At 57.1% G+C, this 11,304-nt stretch carries 13 protein-coding genes; 6 read left to right on the forward strand and 7 right to left on the reverse strand.

The window, feature by feature from the left end; all coding sequences use genetic code 11:
* Positions 1-28: 28 nt before the first annotated feature.
* Positions 29-382: a hypothetical protein gene (locus tag J122_RS12155; protein WP_061332561.1), complete on the reverse strand. Its 354-nt coding sequence runs from the start codon at positions 380-382 to the stop codon at positions 29-31.
* A gap of 199 nt (positions 383-581) precedes the next feature.
* Complete coding sequence (gene polA / locus J122_RS12160; protein ID WP_061332596.1) at positions 582-3,314, reverse strand: DNA polymerase I; 2,733 nt, start codon at positions 3,312-3,314, stop codon at positions 582-584.
* An 85-nt stretch (positions 3,315-3,399) separates the two neighbouring features.
* On the opposite strand from polA, the gene J122_RS12165 reads away from it, so the two are divergent.
* Positions 3,400-3,735, forward strand: coding sequence for a DUF2782 domain-containing protein (locus tag J122_RS12165; protein WP_061332562.1), 336 nt, complete (start codon positions 3,400-3,402; stop codon positions 3,733-3,735).
* Positions 3,736-3,756: 21 nt separating this feature from the next.
* Here J122_RS12165 and J122_RS12170 read toward each other — a convergent pair whose 3' ends face one another.
* The gene (locus J122_RS12170; RefSeq protein WP_061332563.1) at positions 3,757-4,254 is read right to left on the reverse strand and encodes a fibronectin type III domain-containing protein; all 498 of its coding nucleotides are present in this window, start codon (positions 4,252-4,254) and stop codon (positions 3,757-3,759) included.
* Positions 4,255-4,522: 268 nt separating this feature from the next.
* Between J122_RS12170 and J122_RS12175 the strand changes: the two genes are divergently transcribed.
* Complete coding sequence (locus J122_RS12175; RefSeq protein WP_061332564.1) at positions 4,523-4,939, forward strand: hypothetical protein; 417 nt, start codon at positions 4,523-4,525, stop codon at positions 4,937-4,939.
* Between the two features lie 72 nt (positions 4,940-5,011).
* On the opposite strand, the gene J122_RS12180 is transcribed toward J122_RS12175, so the two are convergent.
* Both J122_RS12180 and pyrE read right to left on the reverse strand, forming a co-directional pair.
* Positions 5,012-5,653, reverse strand: a complete 642-nt coding sequence (locus tag J122_RS12180) for a DUF4124 domain-containing protein (protein WP_061332565.1) — start codon at positions 5,651-5,653, stop codon at positions 5,012-5,014.
* 2 nt (positions 5,654-5,655) lie between these two features.
* Complete coding sequence (pyrE, locus tag J122_RS12185) at positions 5,656-6,294, reverse strand: orotate phosphoribosyltransferase (RefSeq protein WP_061332566.1); 639 nt, start codon at positions 6,292-6,294, stop codon at positions 5,656-5,658.
* Between the two features lie 81 nt (positions 6,295-6,375).
* Here pyrE and J122_RS12190 point away from each other — a divergent pair, with 81 nt between their 5' ends.
* A complete protein-coding gene (locus tag J122_RS12190) occupies positions 6,376-7,182 on the forward strand; it encodes an exodeoxyribonuclease III (RefSeq protein WP_061332567.1) in 807 nt (268 codons plus the stop codon).
* A 231-nt stretch (positions 7,183-7,413) separates the two neighbouring features.
* Here J122_RS12190 and rph read toward each other — a convergent pair whose 3' ends face one another.
* Positions 7,414-8,136, reverse strand: a complete 723-nt coding sequence (rph, locus tag J122_RS12195; protein ID WP_061332568.1) for a ribonuclease PH — start codon at positions 8,134-8,136, stop codon at positions 7,414-7,416.
* A gap of 183 nt (positions 8,137-8,319) precedes the next feature.
* Between rph and J122_RS12200 the strand changes: the two genes are divergently transcribed.
* Positions 8,320-9,189, forward strand: a complete 870-nt coding sequence (locus tag J122_RS12200) for a YicC/YloC family endoribonuclease (protein WP_061332569.1) — start codon at positions 8,320-8,322, stop codon at positions 9,187-9,189.
* 36 nt (positions 9,190-9,225) lie between these two features.
* On the opposite strand, the gene J122_RS12205 is transcribed toward J122_RS12200, so the two are convergent.
* Positions 9,226-10,110, reverse strand: coding sequence for a universal stress protein (locus tag J122_RS12205; protein ID WP_082780583.1), 885 nt, complete (start codon positions 10,108-10,110; stop codon positions 9,226-9,228).
* Positions 10,111-10,293: 183 nt separating this feature from the next.
* On the opposite strand from J122_RS12205, the gene gmk reads away from it, so the two are divergent.
* Complete coding sequence (gmk, locus tag J122_RS12210; RefSeq protein WP_061332570.1) at positions 10,294-10,926, forward strand: guanylate kinase; 633 nt, start codon at positions 10,294-10,296, stop codon at positions 10,924-10,926.
* 87 nt (positions 10,927-11,013) lie between these two features.
* Positions 11,014-11,226, forward strand: coding sequence for a DNA-directed RNA polymerase subunit omega (gene rpoZ, locus J122_RS12215; RefSeq protein WP_058091993.1), 213 nt, complete (start codon positions 11,014-11,016; stop codon positions 11,224-11,226).
* The last annotated feature ends 78 nt before the right edge of the window (positions 11,227-11,304 follow it).

An 11,304-nucleotide genomic window follows, 5' to 3' on the forward strand; every position in this document is an offset into this window, starting at 1 on the left:
TCTCGATAGCTGATCCGGCCTGTCCGGGTCAGCCTACCACCTGACCACGATAGATAACCTGTTTCTTCCGTGGTCGGGCTTCTTCCCCGCCTTTCTCCTCCTCTGAACCAGTAATCTCCTGCCCGCGATAAGTTTTGGCAGCTGCTGGCGCTGCCTCTATCTGCCCCAGCTCCGGCACCCTCTGTTTAAGCGCTTCCCACGTATGCACCAGATGTTTCGATCGGGTTTTGCCTGCGTATTCGGCCAGGTGCTCCGCCAGGTGGTCTTCGTTCAGATGAAGCTTTACCCCGAATTCTGACTGAATCAGCCGCCGGCACTGCTGCACCAGTTTCAGGTGGGCTGGGTCGAATAACCAGTTGCGTTCACTCGCTGCGGAATTCATGGAATAGGCCTCGCATTGCTGTCACGGCATAGGGCATCAGTGAGCCCAGACTCTCTGGTCATTGCAGATTTCGTGCCGTGATCGGAGGGGGCGCAAACGGCGCTGGAGGGGTTGAGAGAGGTAACACAGGCGCCCTGTCATTGTGCATTTCTCGTGAAAATGAACAAAAACAGGGCGTTATCAGGGAAGGGGAGAGGCTTTAGTGGGCCTGGTCCCAGTTGTCTCCGGTGCCGGCTTCCACCAGCAACGGTACGTTCAGCTTGGCGGCGGCAGACATTCGCTGCACCAGGCCATTGCGCACGGTCTCAAGAGCCTCTTCCCGCACTTCGATGATCAGTTCGTCGTGAACCTGCATGGTCATACAGGCATCCTCGGCATGCTCTGAGCGCAGCCACTGGTCTACATCAATCATCGCCCGCTTGATGATGTCGGCAGCGGTACCCTGCATGGGCGCATTGATGGCGGTGCGCTCGGCAGCCTGTTGCAGCTGTTTGTTGCGGGCATTGATCTCCGGCAGGTACAGGCGGCGGCCGAACAGGGTTTCCACGTAACCGTCGTCGTGGGCCTGTTTGCGGATGTTATCCATGTATTTGAGTACGCCCGGGTAACGCTCGAAATAGCGGTCGATGTATTCCTGGGCGGTCTTGCGGTCAACCTCCAGTTGGCGGGCCAGACCGAAGGCGGACATGCCGTAGATCAGGCCAAAGTTGATGGCTTTGGCGCTACGGCGTTGGTCGGAGCTGACCTCAATCAGGCTTACGCCGAACACCTCGGCGGCGGTGGCTTTGTGAATGTCTTCGCCATGTTCGAAGGCCCTCAGCAGGCCCTTGTCGCCGGACAGATGCGCCATGATCCGCAGCTCGATCTGGGAATAGTCCGCCGCCAGCAGTTTGTAGCCATCCGGCGCGATAAAGGCCTGGCGAATGCGGCGGCCTTCCGGAGTGCGGATAGGAATGTTCTGCAGGTTCGGCTCGGAGGATGACAGGCGCCCCGTGGCAGTCACCGCCTGATGGTAGGAGGTGTGTACACGGCCGGTGCGGTGATGGATCAGCTCTGGCAGGGTGTCCGTGTAGGTGGACTTCAACTTGCTCAGGCTACGGTGCTCTACAATCAGTCGCGGCAGTTCGTGCTCGTGGGCCAGTTCCTGCAATACTGGCTCGGCGGTGGAGGGCGCGCCCTTTGGAGTTTTCTTGATCACCCGCAGGCCGAACTTGTCGTACAGAATGGCCTGAAGCTGCTTGGTGGAGCCCAGGTTGAAGCTTTCGCCGGCCACCTCGTGGGCCTCTTTCTCCAGTTCCGCCATGCGCTCGGCCAGTTCCTGACTATGCTGGCGCAGGGTGCTGGCGCTGATCAGGGTGCCCCGCTGTTCCATGCGCGACAGCACCGGTACCAGCGGCAGGTCGATATCCCGGTAAACCGATTCCAGCTTACCGGTTTCTTTCAGTTTCGGGCTCAAAGCCTGGTGCAGGCGAAGGGTAATGTCAGCGTCTTCGGCGGCGTAGGGGCCTGCTTTCTCCAGATCAATCTGGTTGAAGGTGAGCTGCTTGGCGCCCTTTCCGGCGATGGATTCGTAGGTGATGGTCTGTTCACCCAGGTATTCCCGGGCCAGGCTGTCCATGTCGTGGCGAGTGGCCACCGAGTTGAGCACATAGGACTCCACCATGGTGTCGTCGCCAATGCCCTCCAGGTGAATGCCATGGTTGGCGAGCACGTTCTTGTCATACTTCAGGTTCTGGCCGATCTTATTCACGTCCGGGCTTTCCAGCAGCGGCTTAAGCTGGGCCAGCACATCGTCGCGGTCCAGTTGATCCGGTGCCCCCATGTAATCGTGGCCCAGTGGCACATAGGCCGCTTCCCCCGGCTCGATAGCAAAAGACACACCCACGATTTCGGCGTCCATGTAGCGCAGGCTGGTGGTTTCGGTGTCGAAAGCGAACTGGTCGGCGGCTTTCAGGCGTTGCAGCCAGGTATCCAGCTCTCCCTGCTCGGTAATCACGGAATACTGTTTCTCTAGCGGTTTTGCGGATTCCTGCTCGGTGGAGCGCTCACGTTGGTCGCTGGCGGAACCTTCGGTGTTCTCCAACTCAGCAATCCAGCTGCGGAATTCGTATTCCTTGAACAGTTCCAGCAGGGAATTGTCGTTCTGTTCCCGCTCCTGCAGATCTTCCAGGCCGAAGTCCAGGTCGACATCCAGGCGGATGGTGGCCAGTTCCCGGCTCAGGGGCAGGGTGCCGGTGGCTTCCCGCAGGTATTCACCGATCTTGCCTTTGATCTCGTCGGCGTGTTCGATCAGGTTGTCGAGATCGTTGTAAGTCTGCAGCCATTTCACCGCGGTTTTCGGGCCACATTTGTTTACGCCCGGTATGTTATCCACCTTGTCACCCACCAGGGCCAGGTAGTCGATAATTTGTTCCGGGGTTACGCCGAATTTTTCGACCACTCCCTCCCGGTCCATGGCGGTTTCGGTCATGGTGTTGATCAGGGTCACGTGGTCACTCACCAGCTGGGCCATGTCTTTGTCGCCGGTGGAGACCACTACGTCGATACCCTTGCTGGTGGCTTCGTAGGCCAGGGTGCCAATGACGTCATCAGCCTCCACGCCCGGAACAATCAATAGGGGTAGCCCCATGGCGCGGACGATTTCGTGGATCGGTTCGATCTGAACGGCCAGATCTTCCGGCATGGGTGGCCGGTTGGCCTTGTACTCTTCATAGATGTCGTGGCGGAAGGTTTTGCCTTTGGCATCGAACACCACCACTACCTTGGAGCCGGGGAAATCCTGCTCAAGACGCCGCAGCATGCTGATAACGCCCTTGATGGCTCCGGTCGGATGATTCTTGCTGGTAGTCAGTGGCGGCAGCGCATGGTAAGCGCGAAACAGGTAGGACGATCCGTCAACAAGAACCACGGGTGGGGTCTTTTTCTCAGTCATATCAAAGCCGGTCCGGAATCTGATTGAAGCGTGGGTTGGCTTGTGCAACTCTAGCCAGAAAGATGAACGAAAGGGTACCACGAAAATGAAACGAATCGCCTGTTCCGCCATGTTGGCTGGGCTTGTGTCTTTGCCGGTGATGGCGCAGCAAGAAGGCTCACTGGATGCCACCCCGGTGGTCACACCTCAGGAGCCTGTGGTTATCTCCGATTACCAGCCCCCGGAAGGCGGGCCGGAAATTGTGATCCGGCCGGGGGAGAATGAAGTGTTCTATGAATACCGCGTGAATGGCCAGCTTATGGAAATCAAGGTGGTGCCTAATGTTGGGCCCGAATACTACCTGGTGCCATCTGGTGGCGGCTGGATTCAGGACACTGAGTCTGACCTGCTGATCCCAAGCTGGGTGATCTTCCGCTGGTAATCTGGCACCTTTCCTTTGCGCTCAGATCAGGTTGACTTCCACCGGGTCTGAGCGTCGGCTTTCAAGCCCATCCACATCGACCGTCGTAATCGAGAACTCGTAGGCGCCAGGGGGCATGTCCTCGAGGCGGTAACGGGTTGTGCTGGCATCGTTCAGCGGAATGATATTGAAATCATTCTTGTGCTTCATCCGGTAATAGATGCGATACCCGGAGATCTGGCCAGGTGCCAGTGACGAGCCATCTTCGCGGGTCATTGGTGGATTCCAGGCCAGGGTGCGGGGGCTTTCGGTATTATCCGCAGGATACTGGCTCTCCTTCGCTGTGGGCGATTGCCCCAGTGTGGCCAGCAGGTTTGACTGTGCCTGTTTCAGCCGGGCATCTGAGACTTCCGAGGCGCGCTGTGTGTCGAGTTTGCTGGCGCGAGTGTCTTCCTGACAGCCAGTGATCATGGAGGCAAGGGCAATAATCAGCAGGCAAAGCACAGCCTGGCCGGGTAGTGGTGGCAGTAGAATTTTCATGGTCAACTCGCATACGGAGCCGTGGAGGGCTCTCTGGTTACTGATCGTATGGAGCCTGAATAAAACCGGGAGACGGGCTACCTGAAACAAGATGCGATTATGCCAGCCACTACCTTTCGATCAAGTGAACTATCTGTAAAAACCGAAAATTGGTTTTAGTATGAACATTCTAATTTTTATCCGTACCTTGGCAGGTGAAAGTTACCAAAGGCACGCAGAAGCAAGGGCTTGTGGTGCCTAAACGATCCTAATATCAAGGAGAACTACCATGGGTAAACTTAAATCCTACCAGGAACAACTGCAGGACATCGTTGAGAAAGGCATCAACGCTGCTGAAGAGCAGCAGAAGAAGCTGGCTTCCAAGCCGTTTGATTACGCAGAGAAGCTGGAAGCAGAAGCCCGCGAATACAGTGTAAAGACCCTGCGCAAGCGTTACACCGGTTACTCCGAGAACCTGTTCGAGCAGCTGCGCAGCCTGAACAGCCGTTTCGGCAACTTTGCTGCCGAACTGGTTGCCAAGCTGGAGAAAGAAGCGGCTGAAGGCGCTGACGCCGTTTCCGGCGCTGCCGAAGACGTTGCGGAAGCTGCCCAGGATGCCAAGAAGTCAGTCACTGCCAAGAAGCCGGCCGCTCGTAAGCCTGCAGCTCGCAAGACGGCAGCCAAGAAGGAGACAGCTTCCGCCTGATCATAACGGCGAGCTGTAACCACAAAGGGCGCTCTGGTGAGCGCCCTTTGTCATTTCCGCTAATACAAACGTTTATTCCGGCTCCAGGGGGAGTGTCCGCTCCTGGCCAGTAACGACTTCCAATCTTTTGATATCCGCCTCAAATTCCTTTTTCATCGCACTGATGTCTTGCTGCTGGGCGGCAATTTCCCGTTCCACGTCGCGGATCTGTGACTCCAACCGACGAATCCGTTCCAGGGTAGCTTCCGGAATATCCCTGCCGGCCCGCTCCATATCGGCTGCCCGGCTTTGCTCGTTGTCAAGCTGACTGGAAATCACGGAAATATTGCCTCGCTTTAACTGGATGATCCCTTCCAGCTCGCGAATCTTCCGATGCATGGCGCGAACAGCCTGGTCTGGATGGCTGAAGCGCTTCAACAGCTGGCGATCCTGCTCCTGTTGAATCTCGGCCTGACGTTGGCGCTCTTTTTTCGCTTCCCGGGCGGCGATTTCCTCGGCTGTGGGGGCGGGTGGAATGGTTTCAATCACCCGGCCATTGGTGCTGAGGATATCGTAGCCGCGTTTGGTAGCTTCCTGCGGGATGGTGCTGCTGATCACCAGCTGACCGTTGTCATCCGTGTAACGATACATATTGGCCTGCACACTGGCGGACAGCAGCAGTCCTGCTGCGGCCAGGCTGGCAATAACCGTTGATTTGGACACACGGTGGTGCATGGTCAGACTCCGTAACGGTCCCGGTAGCTGGCCACTGTTTCCGCGTGGCCGGCAAACTCCGGATTGGACTTCAGGTAGTCCAGTACCTGCTCAAGACGAATGATGCTGACAACGGGGATGCCGAATTCCTGCTCCACCTCCTGAATGGCGGATAACTCGCCATTGCCTTTCTCCTGCCTGTCCAACGCAATCAGAACGCCGGCGGGCTCCGCGCCAGCGGCACGAATGAGGTCGATGGATTCCCGAATGGCGGTGCCGGCAGTGATGACGTCATCCACAATCAGTACCTTACCTTGTAGTGGGGCGCCGACAATATTGCCACCCTCACCATGATCTTTCTTTTCTTTGCGATTGAAGGCAAACGGTTTGCTGTTACCGTCTGTTGCAAGGGCCATAGCGGTCACTGTGGCCAACGGAATGCCCTTATAGGCGGGGCCGAAAATAATGTCATAATTCAGGCCGCTGCGTTCGATGGCTGCGGCATAGGCTTTGCTTAGCTGTAACAGGTCGTTTCCGGTATTGAATAGCCCGGCATTGAAAAAGTAGGGGCTGGTTCGGCCGGATTTGAGCGTGAACTCTCCAAAGCGCAGAACATTCCGCTCAATGGCAAACTCGATAAAATTTTGCTGATAGTCGTGCATGGCAAGGCTTCTGGCGGGGTTTGATCTTTAATTAAAGCGTAAAACCGGTATCATACACACAAACCGAATCAGGGAACATGTATGCGGGTAGTTACAATCAGCGTCAATGGTCTTGAACAGGCCGTTGAGAAGGGTTTTTTTGACTGGCTTGCAGAGCAGGACGCTGATGTCGTCTGTGTGCAGGACCACCGCATGCGTGCCTATGAAGTAGAAGACAAAAACCTGATTCCGGAAGGCTATGAGGCCTACTTTATTGATGGTGAGTTGAACGAACACGGTGGTGTGGGTATCTACACTCGCCATTTTCCGAAGGCCATCATGTACGGGTTTGCTAATGAGCAGGCAGACCGCGAAGGTCGCTTTATCCAGGCGGATTTCGACAAGGTCTCCGTGGCTTGCGTGCTGGCGCCCTGCGCCCTTGGCCGGGAAGACGAGCTGATTGGCGAAGATGACCTGACCGTGCTCGATCACAAAGACGAGTTCATGGAAGCCTTCGGCCTGCATATGCAGAAGACCCTGCGTAAGCGCCGGCAGTTCATCTTCTGCGCCAACCTGCAGACCGCCCACCACGTGACGGACGCCAGCCCGCTGTACCACAAGACGGATTTCTCCGGTTTCCTGCCCCATGAGCGTGCATGGCTTGATCGCCTGTTTGATGAGATGGGCTGCATTGATGGTTTCCGGGAAATCAACAAACAGAGCAATCAGTTCACCTGGTGGCCGGAGCAAACCGAGGGCTCCCGTAAGAAGGCGGGTATTCGGGTGGATTACCAGTTGTTGACGCCGGGTATTCGCAAGACCATCCGTGATGGCTGGATTGATGAAGACACCCGTTTCTCTGATCACGCGCCGGTGATCATGGATTATGATATTGAAATCGGCTTTTAAGCGTTGAGATAGTCGACCGCGTGTCCGGAGTGGGAAGCCTTTCCGGGACACGCTACGAGCCCCCGCAAGCGGGTCCGGCCAGCAATCATAGATTGCTGTCGTTCGTCTGCGCATGAAGCTGCGCTTCATAAACGCTTGCCTCACCCATGTGCGCTCCGCTCCGGCCATCCATGGCCGGAGAGGGTCCCGGAAAGGCTTCCCCCTCCGAACCCGCTAGTTCTCAGTAGGTCGTCAGGCTTCAGCGCCCAGAGCTTCTTTCTGGATTTCAAATAGCTCGTTAATCGCCTTACGCGCAAGAACCAGCATGGAGTCCAGTTCGGTTTGCTCGAACGGCGCGCCTTCCGCAGTACCCTGAATTTCGATGAAACCGCCCTGATCGGTCATGATCACATTCATATCGGTTTCCGCTTCGGAGTCCTCCGGGTAATCCAGATCGGCTACCGGCGTACCTTTGTAAACGCCCACAGAAATGGCGGCGATCATTTGCTTGAGCGGTGATTTTTTCAGCCGCTTGGCCGCTACCAGGTGGTTCAGGGCGTCTACCAATGCCACGCAGCCACCGGTGATGGCCGCTGTGCGGGTGCCGCCGTCGGCCTGGATAACGTCGCAGTCGATGGTGATGGTGTGCTCGCCCAGGGCTTCCAGGTCAACCGCGGCGCGGAGGCTGCGGCCGATCAGGCGCTGGATTTCCACGGTGCGGCCACCCTGTTTGCCGCGGGCGGCTTCGCGGCCCATGCGGCTGCCGGTAGAACGGGGCAGCATGCCGTACTCGGCGGTGATCCAGCCTTTGCCTTCGCCGCGCAGGAACGGCGGTACCTTGTTCTCAACAGAGGCGGTACAGATGACTTTTGTATCACCAAACTCTACCAGAACCGAGCCTTCGGCATGGCGGGTGTAGTTGCGGGTGATGCGGACGTCTCTGGGTTGCTCGGGCGTTCTGCCACTTGGTCGCATAGTGTGTCCTGTTTATGAAAATACATGTCCGGGCGGTGCCGGGCGGAATCTTTGAAAGGTCGGAGAGTATAACACGGAGCATGCCCGGGGCGGTGGCCTGCAGGGTGATCTTTGGTCGGGTTCGCCGCTTGGGCTGGTACCCTGTTAGACTCGACAGATCTTTTCATCGGTTATGGAGCCATTATGATCCGCAGCATGACTGCTTTTGCCCGCAAGGATACCCAGGGTGACTGGGGTACGCTCACCTGTGAGATCCGTACCGTAAATCACCGCTACCTGGAGCCGTCTTTCCGTTTGCCGGAGGCGTTCAGGGAACTGGAGAACCGGTTTCGAGAAGAGCTGCGTGGCCAGGGGTTAAAACGGGGCAAGGTGGATATCTCCATGCGTCTGCAGTCTGCCGAGAACGAGGTGCAGAGCTTCGAGATCAGCGATGAGATGGCCAAGGCGGTGAACGAGGCGGCCAATCACATCAATCGTATTCTGGATAACCCGGCCCACATCAATGCTCTGGATATTCTGCGCTGGCCAGGTGTGATGTCGTTGCCGGAAAAAGACTATGGCGCGGCAAAAGAGGCGGCTGCCGGCCTTTTCAAAGACACTGTGGAAGAGCTGATGACGGTTCGCGAGCGGGAAGGAGAACGCCTGCGGCCACTGTTTGAAGATCGCCTGGCCACCATGGGCCGATTAGTGGCGGAGGTGCGGGAGAAAATGCCGCAGCTGCTGGCCGCCCAGGAGCAGAATCTGCGGGATCGCTTCGATAAAGCAAAAGTGGAGCTGGAGCCGGAGCGTGTGGCCCAGGAAATGGTGATGCTGGCGCAGAAGAGTGATGTGGCCGAGGAACTGGACCGGCTGGAGGCTCATATCAGTGAAGTGACCGATACCCTGAAAAACGATGATGCCATCGGCCGGAGGCTGGATTTCCTGATGCAGGAGCTGAACCGGGAAGCCAATACCCTCAGCAGTAAAAGTATTGACGCGGCGGTTACCCGTGCGGCGGTGGACCTCAAGGTTTTGATCGAGCAAATTCGGGAGCAGGTGCAAAACCTTGAATGATTGTCGCGGGCCGGAGTAGACCGGCCCCTTTCTGCCTTATTCTTTCTCGGCCGGTTTAATGGCCACGAGATCGGTTCTCAGGTGAGTCAGCACTTTCTCAGCCGTATTGCCGACAACTTTGGCCGCCAGACCGGTTTTGCCGGTGGTGCCCATGACCACCATATCAGCCTTGATTTTGTTGGCGACACTCGGGATCACTTTTTGTGCCGGGCCAGCGACAATGTGAACCTGCTCAGGGTTCAGGTGCCAGGTGTTGCGCAGGTGTTCGATTCTGGGCTTCAGTTCTTCCTCGCGCTTGCGTGTATGGGCGGCGGTATCAATGATGTCCAGATCAGCCAGCACCACCGATGTGTGGAGCGCATGCACCAGGTGTAGGTCGGTATCCATTGCCTTGGTCAGCCGCCAGGCATGATCAATAATCCGGTTGTTCAGGGCCCGCTTAACCGGCTTCTCCGAGCTCAGGTCAATGGCGGCCAGAATCGGGTGTGCTTTCTTCCATTTGTTGTCTGCCACCAGCATCACCGGCGCCGGGCACTCCCGAATCAGATGCCAGTCGGTGGGTGTGTACAGGAACGTCTCGGATCGATGCCCGGTTTTCACCACGGTGCTGATATTCTCGCGTTCGCAATGCTCGTTAATCCATTGGTGAATCTGCTTGGCCCAGACCGTGTGGGCGACCACGTTCAGGTCGTCGCAGTCTGCCAGTGCCAGCATTTTCTCCAGCCATTCCTGGCGTAACTCGATCAGTGCCGTGCGTGCATTGTTCTGGACCACCGGGTCGGCGGGAAGGGCGTCGAGATATTCATGCACGAAGGCCACGATTTCGAGGCTGGCACCGGTTGCCCGGGCCAGTTCAATACCCCGGCTCAGTGCGGTCTGGTGCTTGTGTTTCGGGTCCATGATGATCAGGAGTTTGTCCATTCCGGGCTTCCACTAATCGGCAGATTCAGGGTGAGGGGCTGATGGCCCCGGTGTCTGGGTTTAACGCGCTATATTATCAGTAGAACACGGCTCGGGATGCGCATATAAGTCAAACCCCGTATAATTCACGGTTTTCTCGCAGGCCCCTGGGGCTGCGCAAACTGTATTTGGAGTCAGTAAGCCATGAGCCAGGCCGGTGAGCAGGGTACCCTGTTTGTAATTTCCGCTCCCTCGGGCGCGGGCAAAACCAGCCTTGTCGCGGAAATGCTCCGTCAGGATTCGCAGCTGGGCGTGTCGGTGTCTCACACCACCCGGCCCATGCGCACCGGCGAGCAAGACGGCGTGAATTACCACTTCGTCAGCCGTGATGAGTTCGAGGCGATGATTGCCGAGGGCGACTTCCTGGAGCATGCCGATGTTTTCGGTAATTACTACGGCACCTCACATGCGTGGGTCCGCGAGACCCTCGCGACAGGTCAGGATGTCATCCTGGAAATTGACTGGCAGGGCGCCGAGCAAGTTCGCCGCCTGGTTCCCGAGTGCGTCAGTATCTTTATTGTGCCGCCCTCTGCGGAGGTGCTGCGTGAGCGCCTGATTGGCCGCGGCACCGATGCGCCGGAGGTGATTGAGCGCCGGTTGGCAGAGGCGGAAGAAGAGTGCCGGCACGCTGCCGAGTTTGACTACCTGGTGGTAAACGACGATTTCGGCGTGGCATTGGCCGACCTGCTGGCCATCACCCGCGCCCAGCGGCTGAAAATGTCGGTGCAACAGTTGCGCCACGGCAAACTGCTGGCGGGTCTTGTCAGTCGGGACTGAATCTGGTTTTCCCTGTATACAAATTGAACCAGGGGCAGTAAACTACGCGGTCTGCTAAATCAGTGATTCTTTTTGTCGGGGAAGATAATGGCACGAGTTACCGTTGAAGATTGTCTGGAAAACGTTGATAACCGCTTCCAGCTGGTCATGCTGGCCACCAAGCGCGCCCGCCAGATTGCCACCAAAGGTTCAGAGCCTATGGTTGCTGAAGAGAATGACAAGCCGACGGTTATCGCCCTGCGTGAAATTGCCGAAGGTAAAGTTACTCGCGATCTGCTGACCGAAGACGACGACGAGTAAAATCGCCGGCAGGAGTGCGTACATTTACCTGCCAGCGATTGAGACCCATTGAAATCTGTCACCGCAGTTTTATAGTGT

Source organism: Marinobacter excellens LAMA 842 (assembly GCF_001574445.1).
Taxonomy (GTDB): Bacteria; Pseudomonadota; Gammaproteobacteria; order Pseudomonadales; family Oleiphilaceae; genus Marinobacter; species Marinobacter shengliensis.